Source organism: Hoeflea sp. 108, assembly GCF_000372965.1.
GTDB lineage: Bacteria > Pseudomonadota > Alphaproteobacteria > Rhizobiales > Rhizobiaceae > Aminobacter.
Window position 1 is genome coordinate 2184569 of record NZ_KB890024.1, and the last position, 24003, is coordinate 2208571.

The window sequence follows — 24003 nt, forward strand, 5'->3', positions numbered from 1 at the left end:
GCGCGGGTCATTGCGATGCGTTTCAGTATTTTGAAGGCGAATGGACGCTCACTGGCGCGTGGTGGCGCCGTTCTTATGGTGGCCGGCATGGCTGCCGGTTGCAGTTCAGGGGTGGCGCGATTCGGCGGTGGCGGAATCGATGACATCTTCACTGCATCGACGCCTAATCAGCAGCAGATCATCAATCAGCAGCAGGCGCAGGTCTATCCCGGCGATCGCCAGGCCGCTGCTCCGCTCGTCGCTTCGAACTCCGGTTCGGTAAGCCGCGGCAGCCTGCAGCCGGTTTCGTCGCAGCCTCTGCCTGCACCTGCATCGCCTGCTCCCACCATGGCTCCGGCTCCGGTCCAGGCCGCGCAGGCTCCCGCGCTTGCACCTGTCGTCGACCGCAGCGTGCAGCCGGCTCCTGCCCAGGTCGCCCAGGCCGAGAACGTCCTGAAGGTGCCCGGCGCCAACGGCAAGAAGCCGCAGCCGGCAAACCTGCCGCTGTCCTCGGACAAGGTCGCGGTGCTGCCGAACACGCCGAAGGCCAAGGAGAGCGGCGCTGCCGCACAGCTAGACGCGTCCGCCGGTAACAACGACAAGGCCGGTGCCGGCACCTACAAGGTGGCAGAAGGCGACACGCTGAACCGCATCGCTGGCAAGCTCGGCGTCAGCACCGCAGCCCTCAAGCAGGCCAATGGCCTGCAGGACGGTCGCATCCGCATCGGCCAGACGCTGAAGGTTCCGGCCGGCAGTGCTGCAACGACCACGGTCGCCAAGGCTGCTCCGGTTGCCGTGGATCCGGTCACGACGAGTGCTGCGACACCTGCCAAGCCGGCAGTGGCTCCGGCCAAGCCTGCCGCCGACGCGCCGACAGTTGCATCCTACACGCCGCCGAAGAAGGACAGCCTCGCAGCCCAGGCCGAGGCGACGTCCGAAGCAGCGCCGAATTCGACGGGTATCGATCGCATGCGCTGGCCGGTTCGCGGTCGCGTGGTCTCGACCTATGGCAAGGGTGGCGGCAAGTCGAACGACGGCATCGACATCTCCGTGCCGGAAGGCACGCCGGTCAAGGCTGCCGAGAACGGCGTCGTCATCTATGCCGGTGATGGCCTCAAGGAGTTCGGCAACACAGTTCTGGTGCGCCACGACAATGGCCTCGTCACCGTCTACGGTCACGCAAGTTCCATCAAGGTGCAGCGCGGCCAGAAGGTAAAGCGTGGCGACGAGATTGCGTTGTCCGGCATGAGCGGTTCAACCGACCAGCCGAAGCTTCACTTCGAAGTGCGCAAGAATTCGTCGCCGGTCGATCCGAGCACGTACCTCGAATAGCAGGTCGCAGATTGCGCATCGGCCTGCGGGCCGATGCGGGCGCACTGACCTCCAGCAGCCCGCCAGATTCGCCCGTCCCGTCCAGGGGCGGGCGTTTTCGTTTGTGGCTGACTTTGACGGGCTCAGTCCTTGAGTGGCTTGCCGAGGCGGCCGGCGAGATCCTGGATGAACTGCCAGGCGACACGACCCGAGCGGCTGCCGCGCGTCGTTGCCCATTCGAGCGCTTCGGCGCGCAAGGCGTCCGTATCGCCGTCGAGCCCATGGTAGCGGGCATAACCGTTGATCATTTCCAGATACTCGTCCTGCGAGCATTTGTGGAAACCGAGCCACAGGCCGAAGCGGTCGGACAGGGACACCTTTTCTTCGACCGCCTCGGACGGATTGATCGCAGTAGAGCGTTCGTTGTCGATCATGTCGCGGGGCAACAGATGCCTACGGTTCGATGTCGCATAGAAGATGACGTTGGCCGGCCGTCCTTCGACACCGCCTTCTAGCGCTGCCTTCAACGACTTGTAGGACGTGTCGTCGTGATCGAAGGAAAGATCGTCGCAGAAGAGCACAAAGCGATAGGGCGCTGCCTTGAGCTGGTTCATGAGCTTCGGCAGCGTGTCGATGTCCTCGCGGTGGATCTCGATCAGCTTCAGCGGCGTCTCGTATTTGCCTGAGGCGTTTATGGTGGCGTGCGCGGCCTTCACCAGCGACGACTTGCCCATGCCGCGTGCGCCCCAAAGCAGCACGTTGTTGGCGGGTAGGCCGGCGGCGAAACGCTCGGTGTTGTCGACGAGGATGTCACGGACGCGGTCGACACCCTTGATCAGGCCGATGTCGACGCGGTTCACGCGCTGTACCGGCTCGAGGTAGCCAGGGTCGGCAGCCCAGACGAAACAGTCGGCCACAGTCAGGTCCGTCGGCTGCACGGTCGGCGGCGCGAGACGGGCAACTGTTGCGATCAGAAGGTCGAGCTTTTGGGTCAGAGCTTCGATCGTCTTGTCCATTTCAGTCATTCCCTTGCGGTAATTCAATTGCGCCGCCGCTGTAACATGCTCGCAATGCGCGGAAAAGCGCAGCTGCTTGGGCCAAGCGCAGTTGCATTGGTGGCTTTAGCGACTATATTCCGCGCACATTTCCGGGGGGCCGATGTGCGGCGTCCCGACACTTCTCAGGAGACATTCATGTTCGTAACGCCGGCATACGCACAGGCCACGGGGGCCACGCCCGACGTTCTCGTCAGCATTCTGCCATTTGTGCTGATCTTCGTGATCATGTATTTTCTCATCATTCGCCCGCAGCGCACCCAGCTCAAGAAGCGTGGCGAGATGCTCTCTGCGATCCGTCGCGGCGACACGGTCGTGACCGGCGGCGGTTTCGTCGGCAAGGTGACGAAGGTCATCGACGATAACGAACTCGAGGTCGATCTGGGCAATGGCGTCAAGGTGACGGCGCTGCGCGCTACCATCTCTGACGTTCGGGTCAAGGGCGAGCCGATCGCCAACCAGAACGCCAAGAAGTAACCGTACTCAAGGCGGAATACACCTTCACGCCTTAACGGACGAGGCCAAATGCTCTACTTCTCGCGCTGGAAGACCTTCTCGATCTGGGCCGTCGTGCTCCTCGGGGTACTCTTCACTGTCCCGAACCTGCTGACCCAATCCCAGCTCGATTCGCTTCCAGGGTGGTTTCCCAAGCGCTCGTTGACGCTTGGCCTCGACCTTCAGGGCGGCTCGCATATTCTGCTTGCGGTCAATCGCCAGGATCTCGTCGACGAACGCCTGCAGGCGACCCGCGACGACATCCGCACCATGCTGCGCGATGCCAAGATCGGCTATACGGGCCTCACCGGCACCGGCAAGACGATCCAGGTCCGCATCAGCGATCAAGCCGAGCTTGAAGCCGCCAAGACCGCACTTGCCTCACTGACGCAGCCGGTCTCATCAGGCATGTTCGGCGGCGGCGCGGTGCACGAACTGACGCTCGATGAGCCGGAGGCCGGCCTGCTGCGCTACACGCTGACCGACGAAGGCATCGACTATCGCGTCAGCAATGCCGTGACCCAGTCGATCGAAGTCGTCGGCCGCCGCGTCAACGAACTCGGCACCACCGAGCCGATCATCCAGCGCGCCGGCGCCGACCGCATCCTCGTCCAGGTCCCGGGTCTGCAGGACCCGACACGCCTCAAGGAAATTCTCGGCAAGACCGCCAAGCTGACCTTCCAGATGGTCGACCAGACCATGTCGGCCCAGGAAGCCGTGCAGGGGCGTCCGCCGGCGGGTTCGACTGTCATGTATTCGCAGGACGATCCGCCCGTTCCCTACCTGATCGAAAACCGCGTCATCGTTTCGGGTGAAAACCTCGTCGATGCGCAGGCGACCTTCGACCAGCGCACCAACGAACCGGTCGTGTCCTTCCGCTTCGACGGCAAGGGCGCCTCACGCTTCGGCCAGGCGACCCAGCAGAGCGTCGGCCGCCTCTTCGCCATCATCCTCGACAACCAGGTGATCTCGGCGCCGCGCATCAATGAGCCGATCCTCGGTGGCTCGGGCCAGATTTCGGGCAGCTTCACGGCGCAGAGCGCCAACGACCTCGCCGTGCTGCTCCGCGCCGGCGCACTGCCTGCCGACCTGACCATCGTCGAAGAACGCACCGTCGGTCCGAGCCTGGGCGCCGACTCGATCGCCGCGGGCAAGTTCGCCGCCACGATCGCCGGTATCCTCGTCGTCGGCTTCATGCTGATCGCCTATGGAACGCTCGGTGTCATCGCCAACATCGCACTCGCCGCCAACGTGGCGCTGATCATCGCCATTCTGTCGCTACTCGGGGCGACGCTGACCATGCCTGGCATCGCCGGTATCGTGCTGACCGTCGGCATGGCGGTCGACTCCAACGTCATCATCTACGAGCGCGTTCGCGAAGAGCGGCAACTGGGACGGTCGCTTGTCCAGTCCCTCGACCAGGGCTTCGCGCGAGCCCTGGCAACCATCGTCGACGCCAACTTCACGACCTTCATCGCCGCGATCATCCTGTTCTATCTCGGCTCCGGTCCGGTGCGCGGCTTTGCCGTCACACTGGCCATCGGCATCGTGACGACCGTCTTCACGGCCTTCACTCTGACGCGCTGGCTGGTCGCTGTCTGGCTGCGCCGCATGAAGCCCAAGGAACTGCCCAAGGGTTTCGTGCGCTTCGTGCCCGACAACACCAACTATCCGTTTATGGGCTGGCGACGTTATGCTTTCGCCCTGTCGGCGGCCGCTTCTATCGCTGCTGCCGTCCTGTTCTTCTCGGTCGAGATGAACTACGGCATCGACTTCCGCGGCGGCACCAGCATCGAGGTTCAGGCCAAGAGTGGTGCTGCGAGTTCCGCCGACGTTCGAGGCCGGCTCAACGAACTCAACATCGGCGACGTCCAGGTCCAGGAGTTCGGCAGTGACAGCAACCTGCTGATCCGCGTCGAAGGCCAGAAGGCCGGCGACAATGCCGAGCAGAGCGTCGTCGAGAAGGTGCGTGGCGAACTCGCCAACGACTACGAATTCCGTCGCGTGGAATCGGTTGGCCCGACGGTATCGAGCGAACTTGCCTGGTACGGCACGCTCGGCGTGCTCGCCGCCATGGGCGCCATGCTGATCTACATCTGGTTCCGCTTCGAGTGGCAGTTCGGCTTGGGCGCGATCATCGCAACCGTGCACGACGTGACCATGATGGTGGGCCTCTATGTCGTCACAGGCATCGAGTTCAACCTGACCAGTATCGCGGCGATCCTGACAATCGTCGGTTACTCGATCAACGATACCGTCGTCGTCTATGACCGTGTCCGCGAAAACCTGCGCAAGTACAAGAAGATGCCGATCGAGCAGCTTCTGAACCTGTCGATGAACCAGACGCTGTCGCGCACCATCTTGACCGGCGTGACGACGCTGCTGGCTCTGATCGCGCTGTATCTGTTCGGTGGCGAGGTTATCCGCTCGTTCACGCTGGCGATGATCTTCGGTATCGTCGTGGGCACCTACTCGTCGGTCTTCGTTGCCGGCCCGCTGTTGATCCTGTTCAAGCTGCGGCCCGAAGGCGCCGATGCCGATGACAAGGGCAAGCCGGCGGTGCCGGCTGGCGCCCAGCCGACCAAGTCGTAACCGGCCATGGCAGGGCTGATCATGCGCGAGGCCCATTTTCCGGGGCGAGCCCCCGTCGACGCTTATGGCGACGGCGGCTTCCGCTTCGCGGACATGTCGCATCGCGGCTCGATCTTGTGCCTGCCGTCTGGCATCTATGGATGGGAACCAGCCGATCCGCTGGCGCTGAAGCCGGCGGACTTCGCCAGGGTGATATCAGAGGCCGGTCAGGTGGAAATCCTGCTGGTCGGCACTGGCAAGGACCTGAGGCCGCTTCCGGCCGAGCTGCGCACGGCCCTCAAGGATGTCCGCATCTCCGCCGACCCGATGTCCACGGGCGCTGCGGTGCGCACCTACAACGTGCTTCTGGCGGAAGACCGTGCCGTGGCCGCCGCCTTCATCGCTGTCGACTGAGGTGGGCGAGGGGACGCAGACACTGGCCGAGATGGTTCGTGGCACCGACCGCGACCGCTATCTCTCCGTGCTCTACGCGCCCGAAGACAAGCGCGACGCGCTTTTTGCGCTCTATGCTTTCAATGCCGAGATCGCTTCGATCCGCGATCGCATCAGCGATCCGATGCCCGGCGAGATCAGGCTGCAATGGTGGCGCGACGCGATTGCCGCAGGCGATCCGAGGGCAGGTTCCGGCCATCCCGTCGCCCAGGCGCTCGTCGCCGCAATCGTCAGGCATCGCCTGCCTCTGAGTGCTTTCGACAACTATCTCGAAGCGCGCATCTTCGATCTCTATGACGATCCTATGCCGTCGCGCACCGATCTCGAGGGTTATTGCGGCGAAACCGCCTCCGCCGTGATCCAGCTGGCCGCGATGGTTCTGGACGGCGAGGCCGCACCTGGACATGCCAAACTTGCCGGACATGCCGGCTGCGCCCAGGCGATTTTAGGCCTCTTGCGTCTGCTGCCGATCCATCGGTCGCGCGGCCAGTGCTATGTGCCGCGCGATATTCTTGGAGCTGCCGGGATGACACCCGAAGAGTTCATCGCTGGCGCCAACGACCCAAGGTCGGCTGTGGCGGTTCAGGCGATGGTTGCCCTGGCGCGTGAGCATCTCGGCGCTTTCGAGCAAAAAGCCAGCGCGCTGCCGCAGTCTTTGCGGCCGGCCTTCCTGCCTCTTGCCCTGACGCCGACCTATCTCGCGCGGGCCGAGCGCGCCAAGGACGGCATGTCGTCCATCCGAAAGCAAATCCAGATGTTTTCGGTTGCCTCTCGCGGATGGCGTTAGACTGTCGTTGACGTAAACGTCAACAATGCTAGTCTGCCTGCGAAATCGCTCGTTTGGGCGGTTTCGGGAGGAAGTTTGGTATCATGAGCCTGCCAATTCTGGTGGTGATTGTCGTCGTCGGCATAGCCGCCGTGGTCGCTGCCGTGCATCTCAGCGGCGGAAGCGCCCGGGCCTCGTTGTCGGGAGCGAGCCAGGCGGTGCAGTGCTTCGCCACCGATTATCCGGAGGTGACAGCGAAGGCGGTGTTCCTGACCGAAGACGCATCCTCGGCTCTTTTGCTGCTCGACGACGGCACTGTCGGCATCGTCAGCAGTATCGGCGACAAATATCTCACGCGCGTTGTGACCAGGGCGGATATTGCGGCGCTGGGCGCGCCCGATGACCGGACGGTGTCGCTTCAGTTGCACGATTTCACCTGGAAGGGTGGAGATTTCCGCTTCGCCGGCAGCGAGGCAGCGGACGCGGTCATGGCCGCACTTTCAGGAGGCGCGACAGTCGCCAGGGAGAAAGCCTGATGCAGAGCTACGACTTTCCCAAGGTCACGGAACTGGCGATTCCGTTCTTCGTGGCCGCGATCCTGATCGAGCTGTGGCTGGTCCGCACCGGCCGCGCCAAGGGCGCCTTCGAGACGCGTGATACGCTGACAAGCCTGATGATGGGCACAGGCAATGTCGTGGCCGGCCTGCTGCTCGGTGTCGTCTCCTACACGGCGCTGCTCTGGGTCTGGCAATTCAGGTTTTTCGACCTCGGTCTGTCGATCTGGGTCTTTGTCGCAGCCTTCCTGCTCGATGACCTGCGCTACTACTGGTACCACCGCATTGCTCACCGCGTGCGCTGGGTATGGGCCGAACACATCAACCACCACTCGAGCCAGCACTACAATCTGTCGACGGCGCTGCGGCAGAGCTGGACCGGGCTCTTCACCGGCATGTTCGTGCTTCAGGTGCCGTTGGTACTGCTGGGGCTTCATCCGGCTGTGATCGCCTTCGTCTTCGGCTTCAACCTCGTCTGGCAGTTCTGGATCCACACCGAGACCATCGGCCGGATGTGGGGCTGGTTCGAATTCATCTTCAACACACCCTCGCACCACCGGGTGCATCACGCCACCAACCCGCGCTATCTGGACGCCAATTTCGCCGGCACGCTGATCATCTGGGACCGCATGTTCGGCACGTTCGTGGAGGAGCGAGCTGAGGATCTGCCGCGCTACGGCATCGTCCACAACATCGGCACCTTCAATCCGGTTAAGGTAGCGTTCCACGAGTGGATCGGCATGTTCAGGGACGCGTTTGCACCCGGGCTCAGCCTGCGCCAGCGCCTTGGCTATCTTTTCATGCCGCCAGGCTGGAGCCATGACGGTTCGCGCGAGACCTCGGAAAGCCTGAAGGCCGCCTATGTCAGGCGTAATCCCGGCGAGGCGGGCAAACCGGGTCTGCCAAGATAGGGGTATTGGCCGCAGATTGACGCAAGAACGACACTGAGGCACTGACGGCAGGTATTTACAGCTGTGGCCCGATGCCGTCCTTCTCTCTCGCAATCTTCGACTATGATGGAACGCTGGCCGACAGCTTTCCGTGGTTCTGTTCGGTCCTCAATCAAACTGCGCGGCAGTTCGGTTTCCGCGAGGTTGTCGAGGACGAGATCGACGACCTTCGTGCGGCAGGCACGCGCGAGATCGTAGCCCGTCTTGGCGTTCCCATGTGGAGGATGCCGGCAATTGCCATGCATATGCGCAAGCTGAGCGCGGAAAGCTGCGATGCCGTGGCGCTTTTTCCCGGTGTTGAACCGATGCTTGCCAGTCTGGTCGCTAGCGACATCAAGATCGCCATCGTCAGCTCCAATGGCGAAGACACCATTCGCCACACGCTTGGCCCCGCTGCGGCTCACGTGAGCCATTTCCGCTGCGGTGCTTCCCTCTGGGGCAAGAGCGCCAAGTTCAAGGCCGTCATCAAGTCTCTGGGTGTCGACCAGCGACGCACGATCGCTATCGGGGACGAAGTTCGCGACGTCGAAGCAGCCCGAGCCGCCGGCATCGCTGCCGGCGCGGTGACCTTCGGCTATAACACGGGTGCCGCCTTGCGCGCCCTGGGGCCGGATCTGGTTTTTGACGACTATGCCGATCTGGTCGCAAAGCTGACAGCCTAGCCTTCGATTGACTCGGAAATATACGAAGCATATATGGTTCGTATATTCATTTTTGAGAGGCGTTCATGGGCATCGTGAAAATCGACGACGACCTGCATGAGGAGGCCCGCCGCGCCAGCGCGGTGATGTGCCGCTCCATCAATGCGCAGGCCGAGTTCTGGATGAAGGTCGGCATGTTGGCTGAGGCCAATCCGACTTCGTCCTTCAACGACATCGTCAAGATGCAGTTCACGGCGGCCAAAGTGCAGGTTCCGGATCTGGCGGTCGCCTGACATGGTCAAGACCCCGGACGAGCTGGCGCTCATGCGTACATCGGGCAGGATGTTGGCGTCAGTCTTCGAGATGCTGGACGAGCAGGAACTCGCAGGCATGTCGACATTGCAGGTCAACGACCTGGTCGACCGCTTCATTTCAGTGGACCTCGCCGCCCGCCCTGCGAGCAAGGGCCAATATGGCTTCAAATATGTCCTGCACTGCTCGATCAATCACGTCGTCTGCCATGGCGTGCCCGATCCCGGTGAGATCATCCGTGACGGCGACATCATCAATTTCGACATCACGCTCGAAAAGGATGGCTTCATCGCCGATTCGAGCAAGACCTACCTGGTCGGCAATGCCTCGACCGCCGCGAAGCGGCTTGTGCGGGTAGCCCAGGAAGCGATGTGGAAAGGCATAAGGCAGGTTCGGCCCGGAGCGCATCTGGGCGACATCGGTGCGGCCATCGAACGACATGCCAAGAAGAACGGCTATTCCGTCGTGCGAGAATATTGCGGCCATGGCATTGGCCGCGAGATGCATGAGGAGCCGCAGGTACTCAACTTTGGGCGGCCGGGTGCGGGCATGAAGCTGCGCGAGGGTATGGTCTTTACGGTCGAGCCGATGGTCAACCAGGGCACTCGCAGGGTCTCGACCGAGGACGACGGATGGACTGTCGTCACCAAGGACCGCAAGCTTTCTGCCCAGTTCGAGCATACGGTGGCCGTCACGGCGACCGGCGTCGAGGTTCTCACCCTGCGCCGCGACGAACGGCCTGTGCACGAGCGCGCGGTGTAACAGTCGGTCTTCGGCTGTCGCTCAGGCGTTTGCCGAGAACTGGTCACGCGTGGTGAAGAACAAAAAACGATCCAGCCCGCGCGAATTGACATAGTTGCGGACGTCGCGATGCAGGCGCCGCGCTACGCTTGCCGACGAGGTGTTGTCGGTGGCGACGATCGAACCGATCAGCGGTTCGTCGGTTTCGGCAAAGCCAAAGGCCATGGCGGCGCGTGCCGCCTCCAGCGCAAAGCCGCGCCCGCGCCATAGCGGCGCGATGTGATAGCCGATTTCGAGCACGCGCGTGCCGCCAGCATCCTGCCAGGTCGGGCCGCAATCGCCGACCAAGGCTCCGCTCGCGCGCTCGACGATCGCCCACAGGCCGAAGCCGTCGCGTTCGTAGCGGTCGCGGTTGCGCTCGATCCATTCGACGGCGGCCGCCTCGCTGATCATCTCAGGATAGAAGCGACGAGCATAATCGTCGGCGAAGACCGACAGGATCGCGGCAGCATCGCCGCGATCCATTTCTCTCAGGATCAGCCGTGGCGTTTCAGGGAGCGCCATGGCCCGACGCTCACTCGGCAGCCTGGGCAGCCGGTGCGAGGCCAAGCCATGCACGGCAATCGGCCAAAGCGCGGCCGGTCATCGCCTTTTTCTTGGCAACGGTCTTTTCCTTGCCGCGCAGGCGCTTGCCGTCGACCTTCGGCGCCTCGATCTCGGGGAAGAGGCCGAAATTGACATTCATCGGCTGGAACGAGCGCTTGCCGGGCTCGTCGTGGGAGACGAGGTGGCCACCGGTGATGTGGTTGAGCAGCGCTCCGAAGGCCGTGGTCACAGGCGGCGGCGTCATCTGATGGCCAAGGCGTTCGGCCGCGGCGAAGCGGCCGGCCAGCAGGCCGATGGCGGCACTTTCGACATAACCTTCGCAGCCGGTGATCTGGCCGGCAAAACGCAGGCCGGGGCGCGAACGCAGCTGCAGCGTTGGGTCGAGCAGCGTCGGCGAATTGAGATAGGTATTGCGGTGCAGGCCGCCGAGGCGAGCGAATTCGGCGTTTTCCATGCCTGGGATCGTGCGGAAGATGCGCACCTGTTCGGCATGCTTCAGCTTCGTCTGGAAGCCGACCATGTTGTAGAGCGTGCCCAGCGCATTGTCCTGGCGCAACTGCACCACAGCATAGGCTTTGACCTCGGGGTTGTGTGCGTTGGTCAGGCCCATCGGCTTCATCGGGCCATGGCGCAGCGTTTCCGGCCCGCGCTCGGCCATCACTTCGATCGGCAGGCAGCCGTCGAAATAGGGTGTGCCTTCCCATTCCTTGAACTCGGTCTTCTGGCCGTCCATCAGGGCCTGAATGAAGGCGTCGTACTGCTCCTTGTCCATCGGGCAGTTGATGTAGTCCTTGCCGGTGCCGCCGGGGCCGACCTTGTCGTAGCGCGACTGGAACCAGCAGGTGTTCATGTCGATCGAATCGAAATGCACGATCGGTGCAATCGCGTCGAAGAAGGCGAGCGCATCGGACGACGTGCCGGCTGCGATTGCTTCGGCGAGGGAAGGCGCGGTCAGCGGACCGGTGGCGATGATCGCCTGGTCCCAGTCTTCAGGCGGCAGCCCGGTGATTTCTTCGCGTACGATCGTGATCAGCGGATGCGCTCCGAGGCGCGCCGTGACCGCATCGGAAAAGCCGTCGCGATCGACGGCAAGCGCGCCGCCGGCGGGAACCTGATTGGCGTCGCCTGATGACATGATCAGCGAATTGGCAAGCCGCATTTCGGCATGCAGCAACCCGACGGCGTTGGTCTGGGCGTCGTCTGAACGGAACGAATTGGAGCAGACCAGTTCGGCCAGGCCGTCGGTCTTGTGTGCGTCGGTGCCGCGCACCCCGCGCATTTCGTGCAGGATGACCGGCACCCCGGCCTCCGCCACCTGCCAAGCTGCTTCCGATCCGGCGAGACCGCCGCCGACGATGTGAATGGGTTTTGTGCTCATGGTCGCCGGAATAGTCGCTTGGCTGTGCGAATGCAACGATTGCCGTCATTTCATAGGGGTTGCGAGCGGCAAAGGACAACTTCTATGATGGGTCGATGACGAGGCACACAATCTTTCATCTGCTTCTCGTGAGCATTCTTCTCACGCCCATGAAGGTCGGTCCGGCGGCAGCGCAAACGTCGTCGCGCATCGACATCTGTCATGGCTATGGCTGCGCGTTCCGTTCGCGCCTCGACCTCGGTCCGGCCGACGCCAGGAAGTTCGCGGCCATCATGGCTACGGGAAAAGCTTCGCCGCAGGCAGAACGGGCAGCGGTCTCGCGAGCGGTCAGCTATTTCGAAAAGCGTGCCCAGCAGGTCACCGGCGTTCGCGATCAGCCGAGGTCCGAGTTCGGGGCCTCCAGGATCCGTGGCCAGATGGATTGCGTCGACGAATCGACGAATACGGATGCGCTGCTGCGCTACCTCCAGGGCAAAGGCCTGCTCAGGCATCACAAGGTCGATGCCCGCGCCTCGCGCGGCTTCCTGCTCGACGGCCGCTATCCGCACTGGACTGCGGTTATTCGCGCTGCCGATGGTACGAGATGGGTGGTCGATTCCTGGTATGCGCCGATGGGCGGCGCGCCTGACGTCTTTCCGCTCAGCCAGTGGAAACAGCGTGGCGTGCTTGAAAGCGGCGCGCTGAATTAGGCATTTGTCGGAGAGCAGAAACGACAACGCCCGCCGGGGGAGGACCGGCGGGCGTCGTTTAAGTGGCCAGCCTCAGGGAGGAGGAGGGGGCTGACCTATTCGCCATCGCCGGGGAGGACGGTTCAGGCGAAATTCTCTTCACCAATTGCAGAGGGTGAAGCTCTGGGGAAACGACGCCCGCCGGAGGGAGGAGAAAACCGGCGGGCGCGTTAAGGTTGGTCAGCCTCTGGGAGGAGGAGGGAGGCTGACCTATTCGCCTATGCCGGGGAGGAGGTCGGCTCGGGCGAAATTCTTTTCGTCAATTGGAGAGGACGAAACTCTCTGGAGTTAACGGCACCCACCGGGGGAGGAGGATCCGGTGGGTGCGTTAGGGTGGTCAGCTCATTGGGAGGAAGAAGCTGACCGGATCCGTCATGGTCGGGGAGGAGGTCGACGCTGACGGAAAGCCTGAATTAGATTGCGCGGCGGGCGATCGACTGGATCTCGCCACGATTGATGCCGAGATCGGCAAGCTGGCGGTTCGACAGACGGCCAAGCTCGTTCACCGTCTCGCGATAAGCACGCCAGTTGCGGTAAGTGCGGAGCAAGTTCATTTTAGTTCTCTTTTCGGTTCGGACAGTTGGGTCCCACGGACCCGGTTTCAGTTAGATGGCTTTACGCGCGACGAAGTGGATGTCGCTGCGGGTGATGCCGAGGTCGGTCAGTTCGCGGTTCGACAGGCGGCTCAGCTCGGAGACAGTCTCACGGTAGCGGCGCCAGTTGCGGTAATTGCGGATCAGGTTCATCTTCGTTTTCCGTTCGTCTTTTTTCGCTCTTCTGTGTACGAGGCGTAGATAGGATGCCCTTGCTTAAAATTGAAGCGCTATGCTCGCATGGCAGCAATGCGTTTTGTGCAATGCAGCATTAATGGGCATTTACGGATTGGTCATGATTGTGGCGTGGCCGAGATTTCGCCATGATGAACAACGGCTTGGGCCGAGCGTGCAGTGCGCAATGAAGAGGGGGCCAAATGGCGAGCTACGCCACCAAGGTGAAGAAAGACATCGATCGCTGGGTCGAAAACGGGTTGCTCGACCGCACGACAGGTGACGTACTTGTCCGCGATGTCGAGACCAACGAGCGCAACGGGCTCAATTTCGGCTCCATCCTGGCGATCATGGCGGCACTTCTGTTCGCCGCAGCCATTCTCATTCTTGTCGCTGCCAACTGGGAGACGATCCCGCGCATTGCCAGGGTTGCAGGTCTGTTCGCCGTCATCTTCGCCGGCTATGTCGGCGGTGCATGGGTCAAGGGCCAGGGGCATAGCGGCATTGGCGAGGCTCTGTGGCTCGTGGCCGCTGCCGCATTCGGCGGGTCCATCGCCCTGATCGGCCAGATGTATCACTTCTCCGGCGACGAGGCCTCGGCAGTCGTCACCTGGTGCATAGGCACGGCAATTGCCGCAGCGGTGTTGCGCTCGAATGCCCTGACAGTGGCGGCTGTGGGCATTGCCGACAGCTGGCTGGCCCTCAAGGGCTTCGAGTTTTTCCGCAAGGAACAGTTTCCGCACCTCTTCCCGGCGTTTATGGCGGCGTTTTGGGTGCTGTCGCTATGGACCCAAAGCCGGGCCGCGCGACACCTGATCCTGCTGTCGCTCATCTTCTATGCCGTGATGCTGGCCATGCATTTCAACACCACCGAGGTTTCCCTCGTTCTGGCGCTGGTATCTGCCGCGGTGCTGGCCGCGTCGGCACTGGCGCCTGAACCAGTCGAGCGGGTGGTGCAGCTTGGTGGGCGCTTGCCGCTGCATGGGCTGATCGGTTTCCTGACGGGTCTGGGCATCTTGCAGATCGATCTGATCGAGGGCGACGGCTTCGTCATTGCCGCCGCCGTGGCATTGGCTGTCATCGCGGCAACGATCATCTTCCTGGGGCGCGAGAGCCGCGCCTTGCGTTGGGTCGCCTATCTCGGCTTCGCCTTCGAGCTCGCGGTCGTCTACCTCGCCACCGTTGGCACCATGCTCGGCACCGCAGGGTTTTTCTTTGCCGCGGCGATCACGCTTGCCGTGCTCGCCTATGCGATCATTCGCATCGAGAGGCGCATGAAGCCGGCCACTGACGGGAGGACCGCATGATGTCGCGCTCGAGACTTTTGATCGCTGCCGTGGTGCTGGCGCTTGCGCAGATCGGGTTCCTGTCCTGGATGATAGCCGGACGAGCCGCCATCCTGCGCGACGGCAAGGAAGTGCTACTCAAGGTAGAGCCGGTCGACCCGCGCGACCTTCTGCGCGGAGACTATGTACGCCTCGGCTACGAGATTTCCCGCATCCCCGTGGAAATGATCGAAAACCTGCAGCAGGGCGAAACGACGACAGCGGAAGGGCCGATCGTCGTGCGTCTGAAAAAGGACGCTGACGGCTTTTGGCGTGTAAAATCTGCCTGGTTCGGCACCGACTCGACGATTGTTGGCCCGGATGAAGCCGACATAGTCGGCCAGGTTTCAGGCGGCTGGAGCACCGAGCCCGGCTCGACCATAGGCGTCGACTACGGCATCGAGCGCTTCTACGTGCCCGAGGGCGAGGGGCGCCCCATCGAGCAGGACATCCGCACCCGCAGCTTCGGCATCAAGGTGGCGCTGTCAAAGGACGGCAGCGCGCAGATCAAAGCCTTGATGGACGGAGACAAGATGCTCTTCGAGGAACCGCTTTATTGACTTGTTCCCTTCCTGATATCGGGGATGTGTGAAATAACGGGATGAAATCGGCCTCTGTCAGCTTTGCCAAAGAAGTCTGCATAGAATGAAGATTGCTATTGTTGCAGAGCACGCTTCGGCCCGTTTCGGCGGTGAGGCCATTCTGCCGTTGCAGTATTTCCGCATCCTGCGTGACAGAAATTACGACGTCTGGCTTGTTGTTCATGAGCGGACGCGCGAAGAGCTTGAAGGTCTCTTCGGCAATGATCCGCGGGTGATATTCACACCGGACACGCCGCTAATCCGTCTTCTCTGGCGTCTTGGGGCCTTTCTTCCGCAGCGCGTGGCCAATTTTTCGACGGGCTACCTGATGCGGTTGCTGACGCAGCGACGTCAGGTCAAGGAAGCGCGCCGTCTGGTTCGGGAAGAAGGCGTGCAGATCGTGCACCAGCCGATTCCTGTTTCTCCGCGCGAGCCGTCGATGCTCTTTCGCCTGGGAGCGCCGGTCGTCGTTGGGCCCCTGAATGGCGGCATGGAGTTTCCGTCGGGGTTCCGTGATCGCAGTTCCGTGCTTGAGGACTATGCCGTAGCCGCGGCGCGGGCGATGACCAATGTGATGAACCGGCTTATCCCCGGCAAGCGCCAGGCGAGCGTGGTCATGGTCGCCAACAAGCGTAGTCGCATGGCGTTGCCGGCAGGCCTCGGTGGCAAGGTCATCGAGATCTGCGAGAATGGCGTGGACTTTTCCCTATGGGGCGGGGCCACTGGGCAAAATCACCAGTCGGGGCCTACGCATACACGGTTCGTTTTCACCGGGCGTCTTGTCGACTGGAAGGCCGTTGATCTCCTGTTGCAGGCGTTTGCGCGGGCCAAAGAGCTTGCGCCCATGAGCTTGCTGGTCATGGGCGATGGGGACGCTCGCGAGCGGCTGGAAAAGCTTGCTGGCGAGCTTGACCTGCTTTCCTCGGAGGAGGGGGTGGGCAAGGTGCGTTTCGCCGGATGGCTCAGCCAGAAGGAATGCGCCGACGCTCTGGCCGCTCGAGACGCTCTGGTGCTTCCCAGTCTCTATGAATGCGGAGGAGCCGTGGTCCTGGAAGCGATGGCGCTTTCCAAGCCGGTGATCGCGACTGCCTGGGGAGGGCCGCTGGACTATCTCAACGCGGAGTGCGGCATACTTGTGCCGCCGCTTTCCCCCGATGCGTTGATCGACGGCCTGTCGGAGGCGTTGCGGAAACTCGCCAGTTCGCCCGAACTCAGGGTTTCAATGGGGCAGGCGGCACAGCTTCGCGTGCGCGCCGAGTTCGATTGGGAACGCAAGGTGGACGCCGTGCTGGACGTCTATGCTTCAGCGTTGCGAAGCGAAGGCGGCGCTGCCCCATTGTGAATGGATCGAGCGGATCTATTCCGCTACCTCTTGCGCGGTGACCATGTCCGGCTCGGCACCGAGCGCTTTTACGTGCCCCAAGGCGAGGGACACCCCATCGATCAGGACAGGCGCACCCACAGCTTTGATATCACGGCGGCGCCGTCAAACGACGGCAGTACGCAGATCAAGACTTTAAGGCACGGCGACAAGGCACTGTGCGAGGCGCTGTGCTAGCGGTCACCACGGCACGTGCAGCACTTCGACCTTGGGCAGGCCGATTGGGACGATACCAAGGTCCTTGGCGAGCGCAGCAAACCCCTCTGTCTCGATGAGGAATTTGTAGGGAACCTCCGGAAAAATGAGGCCGCCGCGGTGGAGCGCGGCGTCGACCAGCAGCATGGCGCCGCCGACGCCGTCGAGCTTCACGCTGTCGACATTGCGCAGGTCGCTGAGATAGAGGCGACGGCTGTCGCTGACGCGGGGCTGATAGAGACCATTCCGCATCGAGCGGTAGTAGCGATGGTCATGCTGCTCTCTCACGGACACGAAGCTGTTGAGATCGAAGCTCCCCCTGCCGAGCGAAGTTGTACAGTTGGGGGCGACGATGCGACCGCCGGCCGTTGTCAGCGTTTCGATGATATCCGCCGAATAGCGCCACACGTCGATGTCCATCCACAGCGCCCAGTCGTCGCTGGCGTCGAGGCCGTGCTGGATAAGGTGGTTGCGAACGGCGGCAATGCCGGCGCGGCGGGCACGTTGGAACTTCGGCTTCCAGCGCAGGCTGCGATCGAGCTTGATTCCCACGGATTTGCGCAACAGAACTACGTCCCGATACTGCTGTTTCAGGGGAAGGGTGGCGGCCACCAGCCTCTCCCAACTTCCGTCCAGGCTGTCTCCTTCGCAGAACACGAGCTTGATCCGGTCCTTGCCGTGCTCGAGCCGTTGCAGCGCAGCGATGAAGGGTTCGATGTGATCGGCGGCATCACGCAGGGGCACGAGGATCGCGATATTGGCGCCGGTGGGCGGAGTAGCCTGCAGCGCTGCCTTGTCGACGGAGGCTTGCGCCAGGGCCGCGTCCAACTGGCCTCCTTTGGTCAGGAGGTGCCGGCCTTTGTAGAAACTACGTCGAACAAGCGACCAGATCGAAGGTTTCTTGTCTCGAGTCCACCAGGTGCCCGCCCAGTGATGCACGGAAAGCGTCGGTGAAATGGCTCCGCTTTCGACCGTGCCTGCGCCGTCGCGATCAAGCGGCGAAAACAGCGAGCTTGGGTGGATCGCGAAAGCGCTCTGGTCGGGAAAACTGAGCTGCGCTGCGGTGAGCAGGCAAGGGCCGGTGGAATCAAGCACCTCCTGCGCGTCTCGATTGGCTGGCAGTTGCTCGACCAGGTGTGCCCAGAATGGATGCCTGGGCGGGCTGGCCATCGTCCCGTTGAACAGCAGGTAAGGCAGGTTGCGAAACCCGATTTGGTCCTGCGCGTGAACATCGGGCTCCTTGCAGAGGACGATGCGGTCCTCGCCGAGCAGATCGTCGAAAGGGCGAATGCATTCACAATCGAGGTCGGCATACACGCCGCCGAAGTGGTGCAGCAGCATGTAGCGGGCGGCGTCCGCCCGCTGAACGCCGCTCGGATATGAGCAATAGGTCGAAAGAAGATGCGGATAGTGTTGGGCCACGAAATCCAGGAGCATCCGGTCGCTCCAGAGAATTTGCTGCCATCCGGGATTATGTTTGCCCCAGCTTTTCGACCATTTTGCAAATCTATCGGGGATCGCACCTGTCTTCCACGTTTGGTGAAGAAGTTTGGGGATCGCCATGCAATGCCAATCAATTTCAATGCTCTACGGTTCGCGCTTACTTGGCATCGAAAGCGAGAGCTAATCAAGTGACATGGATTGAATGGCTATCCGAGGCTCGCCCGAATGGCCATTTCGATCGCCTTGGGGCTGAACCGCTGCTCGACGGTTTTCCTTGCCCGAAGTCGGCGGCGCTGGCGCTCATCATTATCGATGCATAAGGAGACGGCACGGGCAACCAGCTCGTCGTCTGTTTCGCCAAAGTCGATGTCGAGGCCGTCGATCAGGTCGAGACCTTCCGCAGCAAGGCGCGTGGCGACCACCGGTAGTCCCCACGCCATCGCTTCCAAGATCTTGAGCCTGGTGCCGCCACCACTGGTCAAAGGCACAATAGTCATATGGGAATTGCGGTAGAACTCGTTCAGGCTTTCGGGGCTGGCGACAAGTTCGACGTCGGGCAGCTTGGCAAGGTCGGTGAGGCTTTGATGCGGCGCCCGGCCGGCAATGACGAGGTGCGCGCCGCCCAATGCTTCACGTAGGCCAGGGAGAATCCTGGTGGCCAGCCTCTGGGCAGCATCGATATTCGGCCGATAGTTGAGATGCCCTACGAACAGGACCGTCGGCTTGCCGTCGATCCGCGGCGGCTGCTCAGGCAACTTGTCCGGAATGTCCTCGAAGCGAGGAATGCCGTTCGGCACGACGTCGGCCGTCGTCCTGCCATTCGACAGTGCCCGCAGTCGCTCGCGATCTTGATCGGAGCAGACCCAGACCTTGTCCACGAGTGGGAGGGCGTCGAGCTCCATCTCCCGTAGCCGGCGCGGATTGCGCCCCTTTTTGGACAGCAATGCCATGAGCCAACCGGTCTTGCCGGTTACCTGGCGAGAAACATCGGATTCGATGTTGTGCATGTCCAGCACCAGCTTTGCCGGAAGCGGCCGAAGATGTTTGAGCAGAGCGAAGAGCGAAATGCCCTCGACCACGATGGTTTCTGGTCTCAAGGCACGGATTTCCTTGAGCAGCCGCTCCAGCGCAATCTTGGAAATCCGGCTGTCTAGCGGTGTCCGGCGCTTGGCAATACGTGGTCCGGCTTTATTTTCCGTTGTGCTGGCGAGCCCAATTGCCCTGATGCGCGGGATCTCAGGCGATGACGGCGACACGTGTTCGTAGATGGAAGCGAGTAGCACGTCCCCACGGCTCGCCAGTGCGCGGGCATTTTGCCAGTTGCGCAGGTCGCCGCCCGAGATCGGCGGCCAGGCAGGGTCGGCGGTGATGACGATGCTGCGCGATCCGCTGTCAAAGGGGCGGTCGGCGGTAGCGTTGGCGGTCATTGGTGTCACTTCGTGCACGGCTGGCAACTCTCTACAAGAGATTTTCAGTCCGCCGGGCAGGGCGACATGGTGCGGATGATAGGAGTCGAACCTACACGCCTCTCGGCACTGGAACCTAAATCCAGGGCGTCTACCAGTTCCGCCACATCCGCATCTGCCCGCCAATCCCATGTCGCCATCATTCTGTCAATCTCGGCATCGAAATGAGCGGAACCGGGAGAAACGGCGAAGATGGTTGAAAAATCACCCCGCCTGTGACAAAAGGCCTGTCGAATATGACGGGACGCGAAAACCCGCTCTCGAAAGACGCGATAAGAAGTAGTAAAAACAAAAGCTTATCGGGGCCTTCGGAGAGTGTCGGCACAACCGGGCCGCAAGTGGCGGAAACCGGGGCCGATTTGCGAACTTGAAGCCATCCCCGGCAAACGAATTCCGGCAGGCAGAACGGCAGGACGCCGTGAGCCGCGCCTTACGTGAAAACAAAGGTTTGATGATGCAGGTCACCGAAACGCTCAATTCCGGCCTCAAGCGCGAGATCAAGGTCACGGTCCCCGCTGGCGACATGGAAGCCCGCCTTGCGAAGCGGCTTTCGGATGCCAAGGACAAGGTCCGCATCAACGGCTTCCGTCCCGGCAAGGTGCCGATGCAGCACATGCGCAAGATGTACGGCAAGTCCTTCATGGCCGAAGTCGTCAACGAGATCCTGACCGACTCGGCCCGCACGATCATTTCCGATCGTGGCGAGAAGGCTGCAATGCAGCCTGACGTGACGATGACCGAGGACGAGAAGGAAGCCGAGAAGATCCTCGCCGGCGGCGCCGACTTCGAATTCTCGCTGAGCTACGAAGTCATCCCCGCCATCGAGATCAAGGACTTCACCGACATCAAGGTGTCGCGTCCGGTGTACGACGTGCCGGAGGACGAGATCGAAGAGCAGGTCAAGCGCATTGCCGAGTCGGCACGCAGCTTCGAGACCAAGGCAGGCAAAGCCGCTGACGGTGACCGCGTCACCATCGACTACGTCGGCAAGATCGACGGCGTTGCCTTCGACGGCGGCACGGGCGGTGACCAGCCGCTGGTGCTCGGCTCGAAGGAATTCATCCCGGGCTTCGAAGACCAGCTGGTCGGCGCCAAGGCTGGCGACGAGAAGCTTGTCACCGTGACCTTCCCTGAGAATTATCAGGCAGCTCATCTCGCCGGCAAGGAAGCCACCTTCGACGTCACCGTCAAGGAAGTGGCAGCTCCCGGCGCGCTCGAGATCAACGACGAGACGGCCAAGAACCTCGGCCTCGAGTCGCTCGATAAGCTGCGCGAGATCGTCCGCGGTCAGCTCGAGAACCAGTTCGGCGCAATGACGCGTCAGAAGGTCAAGCGCCAGCTGCTCGACCAGCTCGACGGCACCTACAAGTTCGAGGCTCCCTCGAAGCTGATCGAAGCCGAGTTCAACAACATCTGGAACCAGGTCAGCCGTGACCTCGAGGCTGCCGGCCGCACCTTCGCCGACGAAGAGACGACGGAAGAAGAGGCTCGCGCCGAATACCAGCGTCTGGCCGAGCGCCGCGTGCGCCTGGGTCTGGTTCTCGCCGAGATCGGCGAGAAGTCCGGCGTGACGGTTTCCGACGAGGAACTGCAGCGCGGCCTGTTCGACACGGTTCGCCGCTATCCGGCCAGCCAGCAGCAGGAAGTGTTCGACTTCTACCGCAACAACCCGTCGGCGCTCGTCAACCTGCGCGCGCCGCTGTTCGAGGAGAAGGTCGTCGATCACCTGCTGTCGCAGATCTCCGTCACCGACAAGAAGGTGACCAAGGACGAGCTGCTCGCCGAGGACGAGGACGAAGGTTCCGAGAAGCCGGCCAAGAAGGCGTCGGCCAAGAAGGCTGAAAAGGCAGAGGGCGAAGAGCCCAAGAAGAAGGCCGCTCCGAAGAAGAAGGCCAAGGAAGGCGACGCCGAATAAGGCTGCGCTTCTTCGCAAGAACAAAAGGCCGTCGGGGCGACCCGGCGGCCTTTTTGCTGATACGTCCTCCGGTAACCCTGCCAGCTAGTCTGGTCGGGCAATGTTGGCGAAGGCTGCCAGCAACAGCTCCCGGAGGTGGCGCGCGGCAGACCCGAGTGGCGTGTCGATGCGCCACAGAAGATATGCCGTCAGGGCGGTCTCCGAGGTCGAGCCGAGCGCCGCCGCGGAGACGCGGACTAGCCGCCCGGACTTCAGGTCGTCTTCGACCATCCAGAGCGGCATGTTGCCCCAGCCGGTACAGGCGCGGATGAGCGCCAGCTTGGTGGCGAGGTCGCTTACCCGCCAGGTCCCCGGCGACAACACGCCGAAATCCCGGCCGGCGGTCATCGGTGACGGGTCCGTGACGACGATCTGGATGTAATCGGCCAGTTGCTCTGCCGACCATTTGGCAGATTGTGAGGCGAGCGGATGGCAGGCGCCGCATACGGCAACGAATGGCGGCAGCGGTGCCAGATACTCGCATTCTATTGCATCGACGCGCGACGCATCGCTTGTGACGGCGAGCGTGCATTCGTTCTGGACGAGGGCATGCAGCGCCGAGGCAAGCGGCAGGGTTTTCACTGATACCCCCACTGACGGGTAGCGCTGGCGCAACGCTTCGAGCACTGCCGCAAGCCGTGGCAGAGGCACAAGCGGGTCGACTGCAACCGACAACGACAACTCCAGCCCTTTTCCAAGTCCGCGGGCGCGGGCGCGCATGGCGTCGACCTTGACGAGGATGGCGCGCGCGTCGGCGAGCAGGACGCGCCCCTGTTCGGTTAGCTCTGGCTTACGATTGCTGCGGTCAAACAGCTTGATCTGCAACTCCGCCTCAAGGTTGGCAATGGCGTGGCTGACGGCAGACTGCACACGCGACAGCTTGACGGCACCGGCGCGGAAGCTGCCGCTTTCGACAACGGCGACGAAGGTGCGCATCTGGTCAAGCGTGAGGCTGCAAGCATCGGGGTTCGATTTCTTCGATCGGTTTCGTCTGAATTATACAGCTCCCATGCATCGGTTGCGCAACCATATTCCTCCTGCAATCACGAGGAATGAACGATGAAGACCATCGACAAGGCACTGATCTACGAAGCCGAACGCGCGGACGCCAGGAGGGACCGGATCGTCCGCGAGCACCCAAGCGGTCGTCTGACAATCGTTCCTATTGGTGCCTCAAGCGAGGTCATTAGCGTTGCCCGCGAACTTGCGTCTCAGGGCGTCAGGCTGATCGAACTGTGCGGCGGCATATCGCCGTCCTGGCGGCCCAGGGTCGAGGCGGTCGTCGGCGAAGGGGTAAAGGTCAGTTCCGTTGCCTTCGGCATTGAATCTCTGCCGGCCGCCGCGGCCTACAACGAGGCGTATCTGAAGGGCGTGCCGCCTAGGGCCGCTTTCATTATCCTCCAGCCGGGAGCGAACGCGGTGCGCGACCGCTTCGTGCAGGCATTTCCCCCGCTCGAGACGACATTCGTACCCGTTCCCGACGAGGCTACGGGGGCAGATGTGGCAGCGGAACTTGTTGCTGCAGGTTATGGCCTGATCGAACTCTATGGCGGCTTCACCTCGGCCGGCGCGGGCCGCATCATCGAGGTGGTCGACGGGCGCGCGCCTGTCGGTATCGGTGGTTTCACACTGGATCAGCTGGAGCGTTATGCGCCGCGCGCCGAGGCCTGAGCCGCGTCTGACGGCGTCAGATCAGCAGCAGCCCCTTCATGCTGGCATAGCCTTTGCGGCCGATGATGATGTGGTCGTGCACCATGATGCCGAGCGGCTTGGCCGTCTCGACAATGGTCTTGGTCATGTCGATGTCGGCGCGAGACGGGGCGGGATCGCCGGAGGGATGGTTGTGGATCTATCGTGGTATTCAAAAATCATTATATTAATCAATATGTTAAAGCTCGACCCGGTGGGAGTGGAGCCGTTAATTGGGGTATGTAATTCGCCTCGATTAATCGAAATTCCGGTACGCACCGGCCGGTCCCGCAAGGGCCCGGACTTACACGCTGACGCATGACTTTTTTGGCCCATTGCCACGGCACGAACAAGGGCTGACCTCCGATAGGCCTGCTGACCGTGGTCGTCACGTTTCGGAAGCCAGCCCCCATCTTAGTTGGTTTCGGCCTCAGATTGATCTGTGGTGGCAGATGCTGACGATATCTGCTTGCACGGAGTCAAGTTTGACCGATCCCATCGATCGAGCTCGTCTGTAGGATATAAGACCGCTTTGCCGATCTTGATATATGACGGCCCGATCCTCTTCCATCGCCAGTTTCGCAACGTGCCGTCGCTGACCTTGTTACGATAGCGTTCGACGACCTCTTCGCAGGTCAGATAAGCAGGACCAGACACAATAT

At 62.1% G+C, this 24003-nt stretch carries 25 protein-coding genes, 1 tRNA gene and 1 pseudogene; 16 read left to right on the forward strand and 11 right to left on the reverse strand.

Going from position 1 to position 24003, the window contains the following annotated elements; translation table 11 throughout:
* Positions 1-15: 15 nt before the first annotated feature.
* Positions 16-1311: a M23 family metallopeptidase gene (locus B015_RS0110670; RefSeq protein WP_026227134.1), complete on the forward strand. Its 1296-nt coding sequence runs from the start codon at positions 16-18 to the stop codon at positions 1309-1311.
* 122 nt (positions 1312-1433) lie between these two features.
* Here B015_RS0110670 and B015_RS0110675 read toward each other — a convergent pair whose 3' ends face one another.
* Positions 1434-2315: an ATP-binding protein gene (locus tag B015_RS0110675; protein WP_026227135.1), complete on the reverse strand. Its 882-nt coding sequence runs from the start codon at positions 2313-2315 to the stop codon at positions 1434-1436.
* Positions 2316-2483: 168 nt separating this feature from the next.
* On the opposite strand from B015_RS0110675, the gene yajC reads away from it, so the two are divergent.
* From yajC to map, 9 genes are all read left to right on the forward strand, one after another.
* Entirely contained in the window at positions 2484-2822 is a 339-nt protein-coding gene (yajC, locus tag B015_RS0110680) for a preprotein translocase subunit YajC (protein ID WP_018427683.1), read from the forward strand.
* A gap of 48 nt (positions 2823-2870) precedes the next feature.
* The gene (gene secDF / locus B015_RS0110685) at positions 2871-5432 is read left to right on the forward strand and encodes a protein translocase subunit SecDF (protein WP_018427684.1); all 2562 of its coding nucleotides are present in this window, start codon (positions 2871-2873) and stop codon (positions 5430-5432) included.
* Positions 5433-5438: 6 nt separating this feature from the next.
* Positions 5439-5825, forward strand: coding sequence for an Mth938-like domain-containing protein (locus B015_RS0110690; RefSeq protein ID WP_018427685.1), 387 nt, complete (start codon positions 5439-5441; stop codon positions 5823-5825).
* 31 nt (positions 5826-5856) lie between these two features.
* Positions 5857-6651, forward strand: a complete 795-nt coding sequence (locus B015_RS0110695; protein ID WP_157632870.1) for a phytoene/squalene synthase family protein — start codon at positions 5857-5859, stop codon at positions 6649-6651.
* A gap of 83 nt (positions 6652-6734) precedes the next feature.
* Positions 6735-7166, forward strand: a complete 432-nt coding sequence (locus tag B015_RS0110700) for a hypothetical protein (RefSeq protein WP_018427687.1) — start codon at positions 6735-6737, stop codon at positions 7164-7166.
* Positions 7166-8095 (forward strand): sterol desaturase family protein, encoded by a 930-nt coding sequence (locus tag B015_RS0110705; protein ID WP_018427688.1) that lies wholly within the window; start codon positions 7166-7168, stop codon positions 8093-8095. Before B015_RS0110700 ends, B015_RS0110705 begins: the two co-directional genes overlap by 1 nt.
* Before the next feature lie 71 nt (positions 8096-8166).
* Positions 8167-8796: an HAD-IA family hydrolase gene (locus B015_RS0110710; RefSeq protein WP_018427689.1), complete on the forward strand. Its 630-nt coding sequence runs from the start codon at positions 8167-8169 to the stop codon at positions 8794-8796.
* A 65-nt stretch (positions 8797-8861) separates the two neighbouring features.
* Entirely contained in the window at positions 8862-9068 is a 207-nt protein-coding gene (locus B015_RS0110715; RefSeq protein WP_018427690.1) for a ParD-like family protein, read from the forward strand.
* Between the two features lies 1 nt (position 9069).
* Positions 9070-9849: a type I methionyl aminopeptidase gene (map, locus tag B015_RS0110720; RefSeq protein WP_018427691.1), complete on the forward strand. Its 780-nt coding sequence runs from the start codon at positions 9070-9072 to the stop codon at positions 9847-9849.
* A gap of 21 nt (positions 9850-9870) precedes the next feature.
* Here map and B015_RS32170 read toward each other — a convergent pair whose 3' ends face one another.
* Together B015_RS32170 and trmFO are read right to left on the reverse strand one after the other, a co-directional pair.
* Entirely contained in the window at positions 9871-10392 is a 522-nt protein-coding gene (locus tag B015_RS32170) for a GNAT family N-acetyltransferase (RefSeq protein WP_081623459.1), read from the reverse strand.
* 10 nt (positions 10393-10402) lie between these two features.
* Positions 10403-11812 carry a methylenetetrahydrofolate--tRNA-(uracil(54)-C(5))-methyltransferase (FADH(2)-oxidizing) TrmFO gene (trmFO, locus tag B015_RS0110730; RefSeq protein WP_018427693.1) on the reverse strand — a complete coding sequence of 470 codons (1410 nt, stop codon included), beginning with the start codon at positions 11810-11812 and terminating at the stop codon, positions 10403-10405.
* 128 nt (positions 11813-11940) lie between these two features.
* Here trmFO and B015_RS0110735 point away from each other — a divergent pair, with 128 nt between their 5' ends.
* Positions 11941-12501, forward strand: a complete 561-nt coding sequence (locus B015_RS0110735) for a hypothetical protein (RefSeq protein ID WP_040456668.1) — start codon at positions 11941-11943, stop codon at positions 12499-12501.
* Positions 12502-12953: 452 nt separating this feature from the next.
* Here the strand turns inward: B015_RS0110735 and B015_RS32515 are convergent, their stop codons facing one another.
* Complete coding sequence (locus tag B015_RS32515) at positions 12954-13094, reverse strand: DUF1127 domain-containing protein (RefSeq protein ID WP_018427695.1); 141 nt, start codon at positions 13092-13094, stop codon at positions 12954-12956.
* A gap of 51 nt (positions 13095-13145) precedes the next feature.
* Entirely contained in the window at positions 13146-13286 is a 141-nt protein-coding gene (locus B015_RS32520; protein ID WP_018427696.1) for a DUF1127 domain-containing protein, read from the reverse strand.
* 224 nt (positions 13287-13510) lie between these two features.
* Here B015_RS32520 and B015_RS0110750 point away from each other — a divergent pair, with 224 nt between their 5' ends.
* From B015_RS0110750 to B015_RS30750, 3 genes are all read left to right on the forward strand, one after another.
* Positions 13511-14614 carry a DUF2157 domain-containing protein gene (locus B015_RS0110750; RefSeq protein ID WP_018427697.1) on the forward strand — a complete coding sequence of 368 codons (1104 nt, stop codon included), beginning with the start codon at positions 13511-13513 and terminating at the stop codon, positions 14612-14614.
* Positions 14611-15192, forward strand: coding sequence for a GDYXXLXY domain-containing protein (locus B015_RS0110755; RefSeq protein WP_018427698.1), 582 nt, complete (start codon positions 14611-14613; stop codon positions 15190-15192). The genes B015_RS0110750 and B015_RS0110755 overlap by 4 nt, the downstream gene beginning before the upstream one ends.
* Positions 15193-15277: 85 nt before the next feature.
* Positions 15278-16555 carry a glycosyltransferase family 4 protein gene (locus tag B015_RS30750; RefSeq protein WP_018427699.1) on the forward strand — a complete coding sequence of 426 codons (1278 nt, stop codon included), beginning with the start codon at positions 15278-15280 and terminating at the stop codon, positions 16553-16555.
* Positions 16556-16774: 219 nt separating this feature from the next.
* On the opposite strand, the gene B015_RS0110770 is transcribed toward B015_RS30750, so the two are convergent.
* The 3 genes from B015_RS0110770 to B015_RS0110780 all read right to left on the reverse strand — a co-directional run bounded on the left by B015_RS0110770 (position 16775) and on the right by B015_RS0110780 (position 19811).
* Complete coding sequence (locus B015_RS0110770; RefSeq protein ID WP_026227137.1) at positions 16775-18352, reverse strand: glycosyltransferase; 1578 nt, start codon at positions 18350-18352, stop codon at positions 16775-16777.
* 86 nt (positions 18353-18438) lie between these two features.
* The gene (locus B015_RS0110775) at positions 18439-19659 is read right to left on the reverse strand and encodes a glycosyltransferase family 4 protein (protein WP_018427702.1); all 1221 of its coding nucleotides are present in this window, start codon (positions 19657-19659) and stop codon (positions 18439-18441) included.
* 67 nt (positions 19660-19726) lie between these two features.
* A tRNA-Leu gene (locus B015_RS0110780) sits at positions 19727-19811 on the reverse strand.
* Between the two features lie 341 nt (positions 19812-20152).
* On the opposite strand from B015_RS0110780, the gene tig reads away from it, so the two are divergent.
* Positions 20153-21613 carry a trigger factor gene (tig, locus tag B015_RS0110785; protein ID WP_026227139.1) on the forward strand — a complete coding sequence of 487 codons (1461 nt, stop codon included), beginning with the start codon at positions 20153-20155 and terminating at the stop codon, positions 21611-21613.
* Between the two features lie 84 nt (positions 21614-21697).
* On the opposite strand, the gene B015_RS0110790 is transcribed toward tig, so the two are convergent.
* Positions 21698-22588 carry a LysR family transcriptional regulator gene (locus tag B015_RS0110790; RefSeq protein WP_018427704.1) on the reverse strand — a complete coding sequence of 297 codons (891 nt, stop codon included), beginning with the start codon at positions 22586-22588 and terminating at the stop codon, positions 21698-21700.
* Positions 22589-22711: 123 nt separating this feature from the next.
* Here B015_RS0110790 and B015_RS0110795 point away from each other — a divergent pair, with 123 nt between their 5' ends.
* Positions 22712-23323, forward strand: coding sequence for a DUF6506 family protein (locus B015_RS0110795; RefSeq protein ID WP_018427705.1), 612 nt, complete (start codon positions 22712-22714; stop codon positions 23321-23323).
* Positions 23324-23339: 16 nt separating this feature from the next.
* On the opposite strand, the pseudogene B015_RS32525 reads toward B015_RS0110795, so the two are convergent.
* Together B015_RS32525 and B015_RS33825 are read right to left on the reverse strand one after the other, a co-directional pair.
* A pseudogene (locus B015_RS32525) lies at positions 23340-23501 on the reverse strand (JAB domain-containing protein); the annotation flags it as partial.
* 254 nt (positions 23502-23755) lie between these two features.
* On the reverse strand, positions 23756-23998 hold the full coding sequence (locus B015_RS33825; protein WP_018427707.1) for a helix-turn-helix domain-containing protein: 243 nt from the start codon (positions 23996-23998) through the stop codon (positions 23756-23758).
* Positions 23999-24003 lie beyond the last annotated feature (5 nt).